We start from the raw sequence: 15,629 nt of genomic DNA, 5'->3' as shown, positions 1-15,629 counted from the left end.
AAGTCGAGACCTGACAAAAACCACCAAGTCCAACGCACGAATTGTTCGCAAAAGAGGGATGGTGCTGTGAGAGAGGATTGAACTCTCGACCTCACCCTTACCAAGGGTGTGCTCTACCACTGAGCTACCACAGCATCGTGGCGGGTGATTAGCGACAATCGTCACAGCGCGCAACCCCATTCTGGACGCCCCCGCGACCCTGCGTTAGAGAAGCACCATGGCAGACAAAACCGCACCCCGATCCAAGGCCCAAGATGACCGCGAGGCGCGCCTCAAGGCGGCGCTGAAGGCGAATCTGGCGCGGCGCAAGGCACAGGCCAAGGCGCGCAAGGATGTGGACACAACGGATGAACCCCGTAAGGAGCAGGACAATGGATAGTATTTTGGTACGCGGTGGCGGCGCGCTGAACGGGCAGATACCGATTGCGGGGGCCAAAAACGCGTGTCTTGCGCTGATGCCTGCAACCTTGCTGAGCGACGAGCCGCTGACGCTGACCAATGCGCCGCGACTCAGCGACATCCGCACCATGACCCAGCTTCTGGAATCACTCGGGGCCGAGGTCACGTCGATGCAGGACGGTCAGGTACAGGTCATGTCCTGCCACGGCCCCATCAATACCCGCGCCGAATATGACATCGTGCGCAAGATGCGCGCATCGAACCTTGTGCTGGGCCCGTTGCTGGCCCGCGAAGGCCATGCCGAAGTCTCCCTTCCCGGCGGCTGCGCAATCGGGGCGCGTCCGATGGACATCCACACCGACGGGCTGGCGCAGATGGGGGCCGAAATCGAATTGCGCGACGGCTACCTGCACGCCAAGGCCCAAGGCGGCAAGCTCAAGGGTGCGGTCATCGACTTTCCCTTTGCCAGCGTCGGTGCGACCGAGAACATCATGATGGCGGCGACCCTCGCTAAGGGCACAACCGTGATCAACAACGCCGCCCGCGAACCCGAGATCGTGGACCTTGCCGATTGCCTGCGCGCCATGGGCGCTCAGATCGACGGGGACGGCACACCGACCATCACCATTCAGGGCGTTGACCGCTTGCATGCCGCGACCCACCGCGTTGTCACCGACCGGATCGAACTGGGTACCTACATGCTGGCCCCCGCCATTTGCGGCGGCGAGGTCGAGCTTCTGGGCGGGCGCATCGACCTTGTCGGCGCGTTCTGCGAGAAACTGGACGCCGCAGGCATCCATGTCGAGGAAACGGAAAAAGGCCTTAAGGTCAGCCGCAAGAACGGCACCATCCGCGCCGTGGACGTGACAACCGAACCTTTCCCCGGCTTCCCCACCGACCTTCAGGCCCAGATGATGGCGCTGCTGTGCACTGCCGAAGGCACCTCGGTGCTGGAAGAAAAGATTTTCGAAAACCGCTTTATGCACGCGCCCGAACTGGTGCGCATGGGCGCGGATATCGAGGTGCATGGCGGCACCGCGACGGTCAAGGGCGTGGCCAAGCTGAAAGGGGCGCCCGTGATGGCGACCGATCTGCGCGCCTCGGTCAGCCTGATCTTGGCCGGTCTCGCGGCCACGGGCGAAACCCGCATCGCACGGGTCTATCACCTTGATCGCGGCTATGAACAGGTCGTGCGCAAACTGTCCGGTGTCGGCGCCAATATCGAACGGGTGCAGGGCGAATGAGCGACGCACGGTTCGAAGACGGGCGCGAAGCGCCGATCAACCTCGGGGCGCTGGACGCCGACGACCTGCAGGTGATCTCGTCGCTGGTGCAGGACGCCGTCTTTCCCATCACCGAAATGACCTATGTGCGCGCACAACGACGCTTTGCGCTGCTGCTCAACCGCTTCCGCTGGGAAGATGCAGGGCGCGAACGCCACGCCCCCGAACGGGTGCAGGCGGTGCTGGCCTTTGACAATGTACTGGGCGTGGCCAGTCAGGGCATCGACCGCAATGACAGCGACACGATCCTGTCGATCCTCTCCATTGCCTTCGAGGCAGGCGAGGACGGCGCGGGGGATATCCTGCTGACGCTGGCCGGTGACGGCGCGATCCGCCTACAGGTCGAAGCGATCGAGGCGACCCTCAAGGACGTGACGCGCCCCTATGTCGCACCGTCCAAAACCGTGCCGAAACACGACACCTGAACGCATTTCTGGCGTCGGCGGGGCGCAAATGGCCCCCTGCCGCGCCGTCCTGCGCCCCGCGCGGCTTGAGACCACGGCCCCGCCCCGCTATGTCCCCGCCTGAACGGAGATGAGATGATGCCCCAATTCCTTGACCACGCCGCGCCCGATTTCGAAGCGCAGTTCACCGCCCTGCTGAACGCCAAGCGCGAGGACAGCCCCGATGTGGACGCGGTGGTGGCCGACATCATCGCGCAAGTGCGCACGCAGGGCGATGCCGCCGTGATCGCGTTGACCGAACGGTTCGACCGCATCACCCTGACCCCCGACACCCTGCGCATCACCGCAGCGGAAGTGGACGCCGCCATCGCGCAGGTGGATGCGCAGGACCGCGCCGCGCTGGAACTGGCCGCAGACCGGATCGCCGCCTATCACGCCCGCCAGATGCCTGCCGATGACAGCTGGACCGACGCGGCGGGCGCAACGCTCGGCTGGCGCTGGACGCCGGTGTCGGCAGCGGGCCTTTACGTGCCGGGCGGGTTGGCGAGCTATCCGTCCTCCGTGCTGATGAACGCGATTCCGGCCAAGGTGGCAGGGGTCGAGCGTCTGGCCATCACCGTGCCCACACCGGACGGGGTGCTGAACCCGCTGGTGCTGCTGGCGGCGAAAATCTCGGGCGTCGATGAAATCTATCGCATCGGCGGGGCGCAGGCGATTGCCGCGCTGGCCTATGGCACCGACACCATCGCCCCCGTGGACAAGATCACCGGACCGGGCAACGCCTTTGTCGCGGCGGCAAAACGGCGGGTGTTCGGCAAGGTCGGCATCGACATGATTGCAGGGCCGTCCGAAATTCTGGTCATCGCCGATGGCGACAACGATCCCGACTGGATCGCGCTGGACCTGCTGAGCCAAGCCGAACATGACGAAAGCGCGCAAAGCCTGCTGATCACCACCGACCCCGCCTTTGGCCGCGCCGTGGCCGAAGCGGTCGAGACGCGGCTGGAAACACTGGAACGCCGCGCCATCGCGGGCGCAAGCTGGCGCGATTTCGGCGCGATCATCACCGTGCCATCGCTGGAGGTCGCGGCAGCCCTGTCCGACCGCATCGCGCCGGAACATCTTGAACTCTGCGTCGCCGACCCCGACGCGCTGGCGGCCAATATCACCCATGCGGGCGCGATCTTCCTTGGTCAATGGACGCCCGAAGCGATTGGCGACTATATCGGCGGCCCCAACCACGTGCTGCCCACCGCCCGCTCGGCGCGGTTCTCATCTGGCCTGTCGGTGATGGATTTTGTGAAACGTACAACACTGGCCAAGATGACCCCCGACGCCCTGCGCGCCATCGGCCCCGGTGCCGAACGGCTGGCCGCGTCAGAAAGCCTAGAGGCGCACGGCCTGTCCGTGACCGCCCGCCTGCGCAAGCTGAACGGTTAAGCGGGGGCCAGCCCCCCGCGCCTTACGGCGCGTCCCCCGGGATTTTTTTGGAACAGAGAAGCGGCAGGGGCCGCGACGTAAAAGCCCCTGTGCCCATTGTGTTGCGGCGGGGGCTCGCCTAAGCATTTCTGATCCGCCTTTTGCAACTGATCCAGATGCCCATGACACGTATCGCCAATATCACTCTTGATGACGCCAACCTGCCCGCACCGACCCCCGAGATCGAGCAGGAGCGCAAGGTGGCGATTTTTGATCTGCTGGAAGAGAACACCTTTGTCCTGCCTGTGCGGGACGGACGGCGCGTGGCCGAAGGGCCCTATAACCTTGGCCTGTCGATCCGCGACAAACGTCTGGTGTTTGATGTGACCACGGAAAGTGCCGAGACAGCAGCGGAGTTCCATCTGTCGCTGGGACCGTTCCGGCAGGTGGTCAAAGACTATTTCCAGATTTGCGAAAGCTATTTCGAGGCAGTCAAGAAACTGCCCCCCAGCCAGATCGAAACCATCGACATGGCCCGCCGCGGTATCCACAACGAGGGCAGTCGGGTGCTGCAAGAGCGTCTGGCCGGCAAGGCCGAGATCGACACCGACACGGCCCGCCGCCTGTTCACCCTGATCTGTGTTCTGCATTTTGGCGGATAAATGACCCATTCCTTGCCGCAATCTGTTCTGTTTTGCTGCGATCACAATGCGGTACGGTCCCCCATGGCCGAGGGGATCATGAAGAAGTTTTACGGCCAAGGCACCTATGTCCAGTCGGTCGGGGTCAAGAACGATCTGGAGATTGACGGCTTTTCCATCGCGGTCTGTCAGGAACTCGGTGTCGAGCTGAGCCGCCACCGGTCGCGCAGCTTTGACGAGATGGAGCAATGGGGCGACGACCTGTCCTCGTTCGATCTGGTGGTGGCGCTGTCGCCCGCCAGCCAGCGACGCGCGCTGGAACTGACCCGCTTTTACCATCTGGATGTGGAATACTGGCCGATCCTTGATCCCACAGGCCTTGGCGAAACCCGCGAGGCCAAGCTGGAAAGCTATCGCTCGGCCCGCGACCAGATCATCACCCGCCTGACGGATCGGTGGGGACCGGCACATAAGGACGAGGACAGCTGATGGATATAGTGCGCACATATTTCGAGGCGTTCAACGCCGGTGACACCAAGGCGATGCTTGCCTGCCTGACGCCCGACGTGGCCCATCACGTGAACGAGGGGCAGGTGCGCACGGGCCACGCCCTGTTTGCCGAGTTCTGCGACCACATGACCCGCTGTTACCGCGAGGAACTGACCGACATGGTGATCCTGTCGGACCCCACAGGCAACCGCGCCGCCGCCGAATATGTGGTGAACGGCACCTATCTGGCCACCGAGGCGGGCCTGCCCGAGGCGCGTGGCCAGACCTATACCCTGCCGGCGGGGTCGTTTTTCGACCTGAGGGACGGGCTGATTTCGCGCGTGACCACCTATTACAATCTGGCGGACTGGGTGCGGCAAGTCTCGGCATGAGGATCGAAACCCTGACCGGCGCCGACCTTGCCGACGCGCTGGACGATGTGGCGCGGCTGCGCATCTCGGTATTCCGCGACTGGCCCTATCTTTATGACGGCACGCTCGATTACGAGCGCGAATACCTGCAAGCCTATGCGCAAAGCCCGCGCGCCATACTGGTCGCTGTCTATGACGGCGACTGGCTGGTGGGGGCGTCGACTGCCGCGCCGCTGGCGGAACATGCCGACGGCTTTGCCCAAGCCTTTGACGGCACCGACATCGACATCGCCGCGACCTTCTATTGCGGGGAAAGCGTGCTGTTGCCGCGCTATCGCGGGCGCGGCATCGGCAATGCGTTCTTTGACCACCGCGAGGCATTCGCCCGCAGCCACGGTTTCACGCGCATATGCTTTGCCGCGGTGATCCGCGACCTCGACCACCCGCTCCGGCCCAGCGCCTACCAGCCGCTTGAACCGTTCTGGCAAAAGCGCGGGTATGAACGGCTGCACGGCGTCGTGGCAGAGTTCGAATGGAAAGACGTGGATCAGGACGCGCCCACGCAAAAGCGTCTGCAATTCTGGGCGCGCGCGCTATAGGCCCAATGGTTGCCCCCTCAGGCCCGCACGATCAGGTGCACATCTGTGCGGCGGTGTCGCTGTATTCTTTCCAGCGCTTCCAGAACAGCTCGTCGCTGGAGCGGTCCGACTGGCGCACAACCTGTGCCTGATGCGGGTCCGAAAAGAACCCCGCGCCGCGACGCTGGTCTGAGAACACGAGCGACTGGTCCGCCACCGCCTGCACACAGCCACAGCGCGCACGACTGGCCTGCTTGCGATCGGACTTCAGACAGGCGCTGTAAATCGGGCCCGAGGCGAACTGGACAGAGGCCGGACCGCGCACCGCACTGGCGCTGGAATAGCGCGTGCCACTGCCGGAACAGGCCGCAAGGGTAAGGGCGGCACAGGCCGCAACTGCAAGTTTGACTGCGTTCATGGATGAACTCTCTACTCTGCCTGAATGTGGCGGGTTGGCCCGCTCTGGCACGGACTATGCCGGATTTTTCGGGTTGAGGCAATCGCGCAGCGCGCCCACATCACCCGTCTGGCGAACCTGTGATCATTCAGCGTTTGGCTTTTTCTTGGATCATCGCGCTGTGAACCGCGCCGACATGGCAGACGGCAAAGCGCGGCCAGGACCCGACGCGCCCCCACGACGCGGGCGCATGTTTCGACAAAACCGCACAGGCGAATCGCGGAACTGGCAGTGGTTTCACGCCCAGCGCCAAGGCAGGCAACACCACACTTCCCAGCGCCCATTCACCCTCCGTTAACGAATACCCGCGCACGCTGCGTTAACCCCGCCAACCGTGCATCTGCGGTGTACAGCCTGTGCACGCGCTGTGTACGGCCTGTGCATACCCGATTCCCCCTGTTTCACGGGCGTTAACCCCCGAATCGCGCGGCATGTCCCCCACACCCCAGCGTGCGTTGCGTCGCAGGGCATCGCGGGCCATTGACCAACCCCCAAATCCGCTACATATCCATCCCATGACACCACTCTCACATATCCGCAATTTCTCGATCGTCGCGCATATCGACCACGGGAAATCCACGCTGGCCGACCGGCTGATCCAGTCGACCAACACCGTGTCCGAACGGGACATGAAGGCGCAGCTTCTGGACTCCATGGATATCGAGCGCGAGCGCGGCATCACCATCAAGGCCCAGACCGTCCGCATCAACTACACCGCGCAAAACGGTGAGGACTATGTGCTCAACCTGATCGACACCCCCGGTCACGTCGACTTTGCTTACGAGGTCTCCCGCTCCATGCGCGCGGTCGAAGGCTCTTTGCTGGTGGTTGACGCCTCCCAAGGGGTCGAAGCGCAGACACTGGCGAACGTGTACCACGCCATCGACGCCGACCACGAAATCGTGCCCGTCCTGAACAAGATCGACCTGCCCGCCGCCGATTGCGACCGCGTGGCCGAACAGATCGAAGACGTGATCGGCATCGACGCGTCCGGCGCGATCCGGGTCTCGGCCAAGACCGGCGTCGGCATTGCCGAAACGCTCGAGGCGATTGTCCAACACCTGCCCGCCCCCCAAGGGACCGAGGACGCGCCCCTGAAGGCGATGCTGGTCGATTCATGGTACGACAGCTATCTCGGCGTGATCGTCCTTGTCCGCATCATCGACGGACGTCTGAAAAAGGGCGAGCGGGTCAAATTTGTCTCCAACGGCACCGTGCACCACGTGGACCGCATCGGCGTGTTCCGCCCCGCCATGCAGGTGGTCGACAGCCTCGGCCCCGGCGAGATCGGGTTTCTGACCGCCAGCATCAAACAGGTCCGCGACACCCGCGTCGGTGACACCATCACCCACGAACGCAAAGAGGTCACGCCCCTGCCCGGCTTCAAACCCGCGCAACCCGTTGTCTTCTGTGGCCTTTTCCCCGTGGACTCGGCAGAATTCGAGGACATGCGCGAGGCCATCGACAAGCTTGCCCTCAACGACGCCTCGTTCAGCTTCGAGATGGAAACCTCCGCCGCGCTGGGCTTCGGCTTCCGCTGCGGCTTCCTCGGGCTGCTGCACCTAGAGGTGATCCGCGACCGGATCGAACGTGAATACAACATCGAACTCATCACCACCGCGCCGTCGGTTGTCTATCACGTCTACATGCGTGACGGCACGATGACCGAACTGCACAACCCCGCCGACATGCCCGACCTTTCCGTGGTGGACCACCTCGAAGAACCGCGCATCAAGGCGACGATCCTTGTGCCCGATGACTACTTGGGTGACGTGCTGAAACTGTGTCAGGAACGGCGCGGCATCCAGATGGATCTGACCTATGCAGGTTCGCGCGCGATGACGGTCTATGACCTGCCGTTGAACGAAGTGGTCTTCGACTTCTACGACCGCCTGAAATCGGTGACCAAGGGCTATGCGTCCTTTGACTACCAACTGACGGGCTACCGCGAGGATAACCTCGTCAAGATGTCGATCCTTGTGAACGATGAACCCGTGGATGCGCTGTCGATGATGGTGCACCGCGACCGCGCCGAAATGCGGGGCCGCGCCATGGTGGAAAAGCTCAAGGATCTGATCCCGCGCCACATGTTCAAAATCCCGATCCAAGCGGCCATCGGCGGCAAGGTTATCGCACGCGAAACCCTATCGGCCATGCGCAAGGACGTGACCGCGAAATGCTACGGCGGCGACGCCACGCGGAAACGCAAGCTGCTGGACAAGCAGAAGGCGGGTAAGAAGAAGATGCGCCAGTTCGGCAAGGTCGACATCCCGCAAGAGGCGTTCATCTCTGCCCTGAAAATGGACGGGTAACCGTCCGTTTTCGACCGTTCGTGCGCGTTTACAGCCGCGCAGGTCCTGTCATTAAATCTTTGGAAAGCTGCGTCTGTCATACTGGCGCAGACCGACTTTTATTTGTTCGTGCGACAGTGCGCACCAACACCGGGTCGAAGCGGGCAGAAATCTCTGCCACGCTCCAATCTCTTTTTCGTCACGCTTAGGCGGACTGCATGTCTAGCGCCTGACCGTCCATGTTACCGGTCGTTGCGGCTTGCGCCAGCACCGATGCCACGTCCGCACGGCTCGCCTTGGCCGACTTGTCCACGTCATCGCCAAGGATCACATCCGCGCTGCGCCCCTCATCGGTCAGCGCGACAGGCCGCAAGATCGCATAGGGCAGACCGGACGCTTTCAGGTGCTCGTCCGCCTCATGCTTGGCCTTCAGATAATGCGCAATCTCACCCGACGGGTCGGACTGGTCCGCGCCCACAGTGCTCAGCATGACAAAGCGTTCAACGCCCGCCTTGCGCGCATGATCCACAAGGGAAATCGCCCCGTCGCGATCCACCTTGTCGGTCATTTCCGGCCCTGTCGAACCGCCAGACCCAGCGGCGAAAATTACCGTATCCACGCCTTCACACACGTCCGACGGCAGATCGGTCAGATCCCCTTGGCGCAGCGACGTGCCCTCGGGCAGCGCGCTCGTGTCCGAGCTTTCGCGCACCAGCGCAATCACGTTTTCCCCTTGGTCTTGCAGGGTCTTAGTCAGGATTTGGCCGGTTTTACCAGTGGCGCCGGCGATCAAAATCTTCTTATGCATATCGTGTCCTTTCAGTAGGTTAGCTTGATGGAGGTGCCATGGGACCGACGGCTTTTGTCGCAGCTTCATAGCCGGACTGCCGTTGTAGCGCGTCCCAATAGGCACCGAGTTTCGGGTGGTCGGCCAGCAATTCGCAGCGGTCTAGCACCGCGATGATGTAGGACAGTTGAATGTCCGCCAGCGTTACCTTGTCCCCGAACAGCAGCGGGCCTTCCCCGATGCTGGTGGTCAGATAATCCAGATGTTTGTCCAGCGCGGCCTTCGCATCCTGCGGCACCGGCTTGCCTGCAAAGGCAGGGCGGATGGCCTGCAACGCCACCTCGGCCAAGGACGCCTCGACATAGTCAAACAGCGTCTCGTGCCGCCAATACGCCGCCGTGCCCTTGGGCGGCGTGTGACTGTCGTCACCATACTTCGCCGCCAGATAGCGCAGGATGGTGCCACTCTCGGCAATCATCTCGCCCTCATCCTCGATCACAGGCGACTTGCCCAGCGGATGCACCTTTTGCAGCGTCTCGGGCGCACGAAAGGCCTCTGTCCGGTCATAGTCCACACGGGTGCAGGGCTGGCCAAGATCGGCCAAAAGCCACAGCACCCGTGTGGCACGGGAGTATTTCAGGGCATGCAGAACAATCATGGCAGGAAAATCGCCTTGGCGTTGGCAAATTCCTTCATCCCGAAACCGCCATGCTCGCGCCCGTAACCGGAATCCTTCACACCGCCGAATGGCATGTTCGGATCGGCCGCCCCAAATGAGTTGATGCGCACCATACCCGTATCGAAATAATCGCGGGCCAGCTTCAGCGCGTGTTCCTCGTCCTTGCAGAAGATGCCGCCGCCCAGGCCATACCGGCTATCATTGGCGATACGCATTGCATCCTCGTTGTCCTTGGCGCGGATCACCGCCGCCACGGGGCCAAAGATCTCGTCGTCATAGGCGGGCATACCAGGGGTCACATCGACCAGCACCGTAGCGGGGTAATATGCCCCCGTGCGGTCGGGCACCTGCCCCCCGCACAGCGCCTTGGCCCCCTTGGCCACACTCTGCTCTACCTGCTCCTTGACAGTCTCAAGCTGCTCATCGCTCGACAGTGGCCCAAGCTGGGTATTCTCGTCCGTCGGATCGCCCAGCGTGATCGCTTCCATCTGCTCGACAAAGGCCGACACGAACGCGTCATAGACCTTTTCCGTCACGACAAAGCGTTTGGCCGACACGCAGGTTTCGCCGTTGTTATACAGCCGCCCCATGACCGAATATTTCACCGCCGTTTCAATGTCGGCGTCTTCCAGCACGAGGTAGGCGTCGTTCGATCCCAGCTCCAGCACGGATTTCTTCAGCGCCTTAGCCGCCGCAGCGCCCACGTGGCGCCCGGCACCGTCGCTGCCCGTCATGGTAACGCCGCGCACCAGTTCATGTTCAATGAGCGCATCGCTTGTGTCGTGATCAATCACGATGACCTGAAACAAATCCTCGGGCAGACCCGCCTCGATACACAGCTCGCGCAGGCGCATGCCCGACCCTGTGCAGATCGACGCGTGTTTCAGCACGCAGGCATTGCCCGTCATCAGGTTCGCCGCCAGCACGCGGACAGGTTGGTACAGGGGGAAGTTCCACGGCTGGATCGAATAGATCACGCCAATCGGCTGGTACGTCACCACGCCGCGCGATCCGTCCTGCCCGTGTGTGCGATCCTCATCTGCCAGCACGGATGGGCCGTGTTCAGCGGTGTATTCGAAGATGGCGGCACAAATCTCGACCTCGGTATGCCCATCTTTCAACCGCTTGCCGGTCTCTGCAGTCATCAACGCGGCCAGTTCATCGGCATTCTCGCGCAGCTTTTCTGCGATCTTGGTCAGGTAGGGTGCGCGTTCGGCATGGGACAGCTTGCGCCACTCAAGAAACGCGCCATGCGCCGCCTCGAGCTTCGCAGTCGCTTCCTGCTCGGACATGACTTGATAGGTTTCAAGGGTCTCGCTGGTTGCGGGATTGATTGTGTTGATCGTGGACATGACAACTCCTGTGGTTTCAGCCGTTCAACCAGCGAGGTCGGGGATGGGTTCCTTGAGCATCAGCCACAGCACCTGCGCATCTCGCAAACGTGATGCACGCGTGAAGGTTGCGCGTTCCGTGGGGAACGGCGTCAGGCAGCGCATAGAGGCGTCAGATGGGGGGATCGTTGGCGCACTGCCCGCCAGCGGCGGACATGCGCGGATGGCGGCCCTTACAGCCGCCATACAGCGATAGGGGAAGTACTAGACGCTTAGTGCGTCCACGCCCCACGACGGTTCGTCGCGAAATTCTCGCCATACCCGCCGGGGCGGATGTTCGAACGGCGCTTGTTGGGGTCTTGCACAAGGGCGTCGATACCGTGATCGGCCGCGTAAGCCACTGCTTCTTCCTTGGTGTCGAACTTCAGACGCACCTGCGCCTGCGTGTCATCGGACGATGTCCAGCCCATCAGCGGATCAACCGAGCGCGCCGAGGACGGCACGAATTCAAGCAGCCAATGTCTTGTCTTGGCCGAGCCGGAAGACATGGCGGTTCGGGCGGGCTGGAAGATGCGTGCGCGCATGGGACTACTCCGTTTGATCGTGGGAGTTTTAACACAGGATTGGCCGGTCGATGCAATAGGCCATCGCGCCGCATCGTTCTAAAATCAGGCCAAAACCTAGCCGCACTGCCGCAATTCTTCCGACCGCAACCGCAACTCTGTGGTGGAAACGTCGGGCGTGCGAGGCAGATAGATGACCTCGCACAGGTCCGACAGGAAATCGAAGTGACCCGCCCAGTCATCGCCCATGGCAAAGACGTGCACGCCGTGGGTCTGCACATCGGCGCGCTTCTGCTCCCAATGTGTTTCGGGAATGACTAGGTCGACATAGCGGCAGGATTCCAGAATCTCGCGCCGCGCCAGATAGGGCATGACAGATTCCTTGCCTTTTCCTGCGTTGAACTCGTCCGTCGAACAGCCCACGATCAGGCGGTCACCCAGCATGCTCAGCCGTTGCAAAAGGCGCACGTGGCCCACATGGAACAGGTCATAGGTGCCATAGGTCAGAACGGTCCGAGGCGTCTCAGAAACAGCAATCACTTTTCAAGCTCCTCAAGAAACTCGGAAAAATTATCATTCGCGGCGGCCCAAGGGAACTTGAACAGCGGGTCCGGCACGCGCCACCCCTCGCCATAATTCACGGCCAGCATCTTTTCTGGTGCCTGTGGAATCTTGCACTGCGACACCGCGCATTCGGTCAGGGGCAGAACGTCATCCACACTCAATTCGCCATAGGTGTGCGGATAGACAAACATGCGCCCGTCACTGACCCACGCAGGGAACAGATCGACCTCGAAGTCACCCGCACGGGTAAGTTTATGGGTTTCCGGCGACCTTTGCGCCGCTTCGTCCCACAAATCGTGTTCCCGCAAATAAGCAGACAAGCGCTTCCATTCTTTTGCAGCCGTTTCAGCATTGTCAGCATTCAAAACAACAGCAAGGTCCACATCGTCGTCATGACCGATCAGGGACTGATCCCGCGTCACTCCCAACAACGTGCCGGAGTTCAGAAATACCTCGAACCCCTCTTTCTCAAGCCGCTTAGTCAGGTCCTGAACATGCGCCCAAATCGGAGACTGATCGACATGGGAAAAACTGCTCGTTCGGAACTTGTGATTGGTCAAGATTACTGGGTGCAGATAATCGCGCACGCGCTTTTCAAAGAGTTGGAATTCTGTCTCTGGCAGCTTGTTCCGCAGACGATTCAGGTTGCCAGTCACCTTGGCGGGCCGGATACGTCCAATGCAGCATATCATGATATACGCCTCAAGCCATGTGGCGGACAGCGGTCGCCGCTTGATGCGGTTAAGTTCGTCGAAATAGTACCAAAGATCGAAATCGCCGGACTTGGTCAGAATTTCGGCCAAAGCAATTGAATGAATCTCTTTTACGCGATCCACCTTGGGTGAATCGACGTCCGCGTGGTCTTGCATAACGTGCCTCAGAATTTGTTGCTTATAACGCGCAACTTAATCACGAATTGCAGCATACAATTTTCGCCCTGCCAACGCCCAACGCCCCCCGCCTAGTGATATCACCTTAAGATGTGGTAAATTGACCTCTATGAGGGGCCTAATGTGGTCAATTTTTGGCAGCAAGGCAGCGGTGAAATCCGACAACACCTTGTATCTGCGCGATTGCGTGACAGATAGAGACGCAAGGAGCTTTGCCATATGCCTCATGTCCACACCGATCAGTCCCAAACCAGCCTTGCCAATCCGGCCGAGGACGTGCGCACGCGCCTGAAGCTGGAAGGCGGCAAGCGTCTGCGGATGAACACCGAATTTCAGCCTGCAGGCGACCAGCCTACCGCGATCAAGGAGTTGAGCGCGGGTGTTCTGGCAGGTGATCGCGATCAGGTGCTTTTGGGGGCGACGGGTACGGGTAAAACCTACACCATGGCCAAGGTTATCGAAGAAACCCAACGCCCCGCCATCATTCTTGCCCCGAACAAGACGCTCGCCGCCCAGCTTTATGGCGAGTTCAAAGGGTTCTTCCCCGACAACGCAGTCGAATATTTCGTCAGCTTCTACGACTATTACCAGCCCGAGGCCTATGTGGCGCGGTCTGACACCTATATCGAGAAAGAAAGCCAGATCAACGAACAGATCGACCGCATGCGCCACTCGGCCACGCGGGCACTTTTGGAACGCGATGATGTGATCATCATCGCCTCGGTGTCGTGCATCTATGGTATCGGGTCGGTCGAAACCTATGGGGCCATGACGCAGGATTTGAAGGTCGGCAAATCCTATGACCAACGGCAGGTGATCGCAGACCTTGTGGCGCAACAATATAAACGCAACGATCAGGCGTTCTTTCGCGGCACCTTCCGCGTGCGCGGCGACGCGCTCGAAATCTTCCCCGCCCACTTGGATGACCGCGCTTGGCGGCTGTCCTTCTTTGGCGAAGAGTTGGAAAGCATTACAGAATTCGACCCGCTGACCGGCGAAAAGACCGATACGATGGAGCATATCCGCGTCTACGCGAACTCCCACTATGTCACGCCCAAACCGACGATGAACCAAGCGATCCAGAGCATCAAGAAAGAGCTCAAGCAGCGTCTTGATCAACTGGTGAACGACGGCAAACTGCTTGAAGCACAGCGCCTTGAACAACGCACGAATTTTGACCTCGAAATGCTTGAGGCAACGGGGGTGTGCAACGGGATCGAGAACTACTCGCGCTATCTCACGGGCCGCGCCCCGGGTGAACCGCCCCCCACCCTGTTCGAATTCATTCCCGACAATGCCATCGTGTTCGCCGATGAATCCCACGTGTCCGTGCCCCAGATCGGCGGCATGTACAAAGGCGACTACCGCCGCAAGTTCACGCTGGCCGAACACGGTTTCCGCCTGCCTTCCTGCATGGACAACCGCCCCCTTAAGTTCGAGGAATGGGATGCCATGCGCCCGCAATCGGTGTTCGTGTCTGCCACCCCCGCCGCGTGGGAACTGGATCAGGCGGGCGGTGTGTTCACCGAACAAGTGATCCGCCCCACGGGCCTTCTGGACCCCGTCGTCGAAATCCGCCCCGTCACCACGCAGGTCGATGACCTGTTGGACGAAGTGCGCAAAGTGACGGCCAACGGCATGCGCACATTGTGCACCACGCTGACCAAACGCATGGCCGAGGATCTGACCGAGTACATGCACGAACAGGGGATCAAGGTCCGCTACATGCACTCCGACATCGACACACTCGAACGGATCGAAATCCTGCGGGACCTGCGCCTCGGCGCGTTCGATGTGCTGATTGGGATCAACCTGCTGCGCGAGGGGCTGGATATCCCTGAATGCGGGCTGGTCGCCATTCTGGATGCGGACAAGGAAGGGTTCCTGCGCTCAGAAACCTCTCTTGTGCAAACCATTGGGCGGGCAGCGCGGAACGCGGACGGTCGCGTCATCATGTACGCCGACAAGATCACAGGCTCGATGGAGCGTGCATTGGCCGAAACCGACCGCCGCCGCGCCAAGCAGATCGCCTATAACGAAGAACACGGGATCACGCCGCAGACGGTCAAGAAGAACGTCGAGGACGTGCTGGCGGGCCTGTACAAAGGCGATACCGACCAATCCCGCGTCACGGCCAAGATCGACAAGGGCATGGCCGGTGGCAACCTGCAAACCGTGCTGGACGGCCTGCGCGCCGACATGCGCAAAGCGGCTGAAAACCTCGAATTCGAAGAGGCGGCGCGCCTGCGGGATGAGGTCAAACGGCTTGAAGCGGTCGATCTGGCTGTGGCCGACGATCCGCTTGCGCGTCAATATGCGGTGGAAAAGGCCGTGGACGATGCGCACAAGGCCAGCGGTCGCAGTACAGCAGGGCGCGCAGGTCAACGGGGCGGGAACGTCAAACGGCGAAAGCGCTGATAGATATCAGCGCCCCACCCAAAGTAAATCAGGGCAGGCCATAAAGGCCTGCCCTTTCGCTATAT

General features: G+C 61.3%; 17 protein-coding genes and 1 tRNA gene. 10 read left to right on the top strand and 8 right to left on the bottom strand.

What is annotated here, in order from left to right:
- Positions 1-59: 59 nt before the first annotated feature.
- Positions 60-134: transfer RNA gene (locus tag AC6GQJ_RS12760), tRNA-Thr, on the bottom strand.
- Positions 135-217: 83 nt separating this feature from the next.
- Here AC6GQJ_RS12760 and AC6GQJ_RS12755 point away from each other — a divergent pair.
- The 8 genes from AC6GQJ_RS12755 to AC6GQJ_RS12720 all read left to right on the top strand — a co-directional run bounded on the left by AC6GQJ_RS12755 (position 218) and on the right by AC6GQJ_RS12720 (position 5,605).
- Positions 218-379 carry a hypothetical protein gene (locus tag AC6GQJ_RS12755; RefSeq protein ID WP_500768803.1) on the top strand — a complete coding sequence of 54 codons (162 nt, stop codon included), beginning with the start codon at positions 218-220 and terminating at the stop codon, positions 377-379.
- Positions 372-1,643, top strand: a complete 1,272-nt coding sequence (gene murA / locus AC6GQJ_RS12750) for a UDP-N-acetylglucosamine 1-carboxyvinyltransferase (protein WP_500768801.1) — start codon at positions 372-374, stop codon at positions 1,641-1,643. The genes AC6GQJ_RS12755 and murA overlap by 8 nt, the downstream gene beginning before the upstream one ends.
- Positions 1,640-2,107, top strand: a complete 468-nt coding sequence (locus tag AC6GQJ_RS12745) for a DUF2948 family protein (RefSeq protein ID WP_500768799.1) — start codon at positions 1,640-1,642, stop codon at positions 2,105-2,107. The genes murA and AC6GQJ_RS12745 overlap by 4 nt, the downstream gene beginning before the upstream one ends.
- A 117-nt stretch (positions 2,108-2,224) precedes the next feature.
- The gene (hisD, locus tag AC6GQJ_RS12740) at positions 2,225-3,526 is read left to right on the top strand and encodes a histidinol dehydrogenase (protein ID WP_500773915.1); all 1,302 of its coding nucleotides are present in this window, start codon (positions 2,225-2,227) and stop codon (positions 3,524-3,526) included.
- 161 nt (positions 3,527-3,687) lie between these two features.
- Positions 3,688-4,167 (top strand): UPF0262 family protein, encoded by a 480-nt coding sequence (locus tag AC6GQJ_RS12735; RefSeq protein ID WP_500773913.1) that lies wholly within the window; start codon positions 3,688-3,690, stop codon positions 4,165-4,167.
- Positions 4,168-4,635 carry an arsenate-mycothiol transferase ArsC gene (locus AC6GQJ_RS12730; protein WP_500768797.1) on the top strand — a complete coding sequence of 156 codons (468 nt, stop codon included), beginning with the start codon at positions 4,168-4,170 and terminating at the stop codon, positions 4,633-4,635.
- Positions 4,635-5,027, top strand: a complete 393-nt coding sequence (locus tag AC6GQJ_RS12725; RefSeq protein ID WP_500768795.1) for a ketosteroid isomerase-related protein — start codon at positions 4,635-4,637, stop codon at positions 5,025-5,027. Before AC6GQJ_RS12730 ends, AC6GQJ_RS12725 begins: the two co-directional genes overlap by 1 nt.
- Positions 5,024-5,605, top strand: coding sequence for a GNAT family N-acetyltransferase (locus tag AC6GQJ_RS12720; protein ID WP_500768793.1), 582 nt, complete (start codon positions 5,024-5,026; stop codon positions 5,603-5,605). Before AC6GQJ_RS12725 ends, AC6GQJ_RS12720 begins: the two co-directional genes overlap by 4 nt.
- A 31-nt stretch (positions 5,606-5,636) precedes the next feature.
- Here the strand turns inward: AC6GQJ_RS12720 and AC6GQJ_RS12715 are convergent, their stop codons facing one another.
- Positions 5,637-6,002, bottom strand: coding sequence for a hypothetical protein (locus tag AC6GQJ_RS12715; protein WP_500768791.1), 366 nt, complete (start codon positions 6,000-6,002; stop codon positions 5,637-5,639).
- Positions 6,003-6,556: 554 nt separating this feature from the next.
- Between AC6GQJ_RS12715 and lepA the strand changes: the two genes are divergently transcribed.
- Positions 6,557-8,353, top strand: coding sequence for a translation elongation factor 4 (gene lepA, locus AC6GQJ_RS12710; RefSeq protein ID WP_500768789.1), 1,797 nt, complete (start codon positions 6,557-6,559; stop codon positions 8,351-8,353).
- A 184-nt stretch (positions 8,354-8,537) separates the two neighbouring features.
- Here lepA and AC6GQJ_RS12705 read toward each other — a convergent pair whose 3' ends face one another.
- From AC6GQJ_RS12705 to AC6GQJ_RS12680, 6 genes are all read right to left on the bottom strand, one after another.
- On the bottom strand, positions 8,538-9,140 hold the full coding sequence (locus AC6GQJ_RS12705; protein WP_500768787.1) for an SDR family oxidoreductase: 603 nt from the start codon (positions 9,138-9,140) through the stop codon (positions 8,538-8,540).
- Positions 9,141-9,159: 19 nt separating this feature from the next.
- Entirely contained in the window at positions 9,160-9,777 is a 618-nt protein-coding gene (locus AC6GQJ_RS12700) for a glutathione S-transferase family protein (protein WP_500768785.1), read from the bottom strand.
- A complete protein-coding gene (locus AC6GQJ_RS12695) occupies positions 9,774-11,150 on the bottom strand; it encodes an NAD-dependent succinate-semialdehyde dehydrogenase (RefSeq protein ID WP_500768783.1) in 1,377 nt (458 codons plus the stop codon). Before AC6GQJ_RS12695 ends, AC6GQJ_RS12700 begins: the two co-directional genes overlap by 4 nt.
- 251 nt (positions 11,151-11,401) lie before the next feature.
- Positions 11,402-11,713, bottom strand: coding sequence for an ETC complex I subunit (locus tag AC6GQJ_RS12690; protein WP_500768781.1), 312 nt, complete (start codon positions 11,711-11,713; stop codon positions 11,402-11,404).
- Positions 11,714-11,809: 96 nt separating this feature from the next.
- Positions 11,810-12,232 (bottom strand): adenylyltransferase/cytidyltransferase family protein, encoded by a 423-nt coding sequence (locus AC6GQJ_RS12685; protein ID WP_500768779.1) that lies wholly within the window; start codon positions 12,230-12,232, stop codon positions 11,810-11,812.
- On the bottom strand, positions 12,229-13,092 hold the full coding sequence (locus AC6GQJ_RS12680) for a LicD family protein (protein ID WP_500768777.1): 864 nt from the start codon (positions 13,090-13,092) through the stop codon (positions 12,229-12,231). The genes AC6GQJ_RS12685 and AC6GQJ_RS12680 overlap by 4 nt, the downstream gene beginning before the upstream one ends.
- Positions 13,093-13,365: 273 nt before the next feature.
- On the opposite strand from AC6GQJ_RS12680, the gene uvrB reads away from it, so the two are divergent.
- A complete protein-coding gene (gene uvrB, locus AC6GQJ_RS12675) occupies positions 13,366-15,564 on the top strand; it encodes an excinuclease ABC subunit UvrB (protein WP_500768775.1) in 2,199 nt (732 codons plus the stop codon).
- The last annotated feature ends 65 nt before the right edge of the window (positions 15,565-15,629 follow it).

The organism is Tateyamaria sp. 7Alg 36 (genome assembly GCF_059882455.1).
The sequence above is the reverse complement of the archived record's forward strand: the minus strand, read 5'-3'. Positions and strand labels throughout refer to the sequence as shown.

Excerpts from the sequence above, each read along its gene's own strand:
- AC6GQJ_RS12755 (WP_500768803.1), top strand. The coding sequence starts at position 218 with ATGGCAGACAAAACCGCACCCCGATCCAAGGCCCAAGATGACCGCGAG.
- murA (WP_500768801.1), top strand. The coding sequence starts at position 372 with ATGGATAGTATTTTGGTACGCGGTGGCGGCGCGCTGAACGGGCAGATA.
- AC6GQJ_RS12745 (WP_500768799.1), top strand. The coding sequence starts at position 1,640 with ATGAGCGACGCACGGTTCGAAGACGGGCGCGAAGCGCCGATCAACCTC.
- hisD (WP_500773915.1), top strand. The coding sequence starts at position 2,225 with ATGCCCCAATTCCTTGACCACGCCGCGCCCGATTTCGAAGCGCAGTTC.
- AC6GQJ_RS12735 (WP_500773913.1), top strand. The coding sequence starts at position 3,688 with ATGACACGTATCGCCAATATCACTCTTGATGACGCCAACCTGCCCGCA.
- AC6GQJ_RS12730 (WP_500768797.1), top strand. The coding sequence starts at position 4,168 with ATGACCCATTCCTTGCCGCAATCTGTTCTGTTTTGCTGCGATCACAAT.
- AC6GQJ_RS12725 (WP_500768795.1), top strand. The coding sequence starts at position 4,635 with ATGGATATAGTGCGCACATATTTCGAGGCGTTCAACGCCGGTGACACC.
- AC6GQJ_RS12720 (WP_500768793.1), top strand. The coding sequence starts at position 5,024 with ATGAGGATCGAAACCCTGACCGGCGCCGACCTTGCCGACGCGCTGGAC.
- AC6GQJ_RS12715 (WP_500768791.1), bottom strand. The coding sequence starts at position 6,002 with ATGAACGCAGTCAAACTTGCAGTTGCGGCCTGTGCCGCCCTTACCCTT.
- lepA (WP_500768789.1), top strand. The coding sequence starts at position 6,557 with ATGACACCACTCTCACATATCCGCAATTTCTCGATCGTCGCGCATATC.
- AC6GQJ_RS12705 (WP_500768787.1), bottom strand. The coding sequence starts at position 9,140 with ATGCATAAGAAGATTTTGATCGCCGGCGCCACTGGTAAAACCGGCCAA.
- AC6GQJ_RS12700 (WP_500768785.1), bottom strand. The coding sequence starts at position 9,777 with ATGATTGTTCTGCATGCCCTGAAATACTCCCGTGCCACACGGGTGCTG.
- AC6GQJ_RS12695 (WP_500768783.1), bottom strand. The coding sequence starts at position 11,150 with ATGTCCACGATCAACACAATCAATCCCGCAACCAGCGAGACCCTTGAA.
- AC6GQJ_RS12690 (WP_500768781.1), bottom strand. The coding sequence starts at position 11,713 with ATGCGCGCACGCATCTTCCAGCCCGCCCGAACCGCCATGTCTTCCGGC.
- uvrB (WP_500768775.1), top strand. The coding sequence starts at position 13,366 with ATGCCTCATGTCCACACCGATCAGTCCCAAACCAGCCTTGCCAATCCG.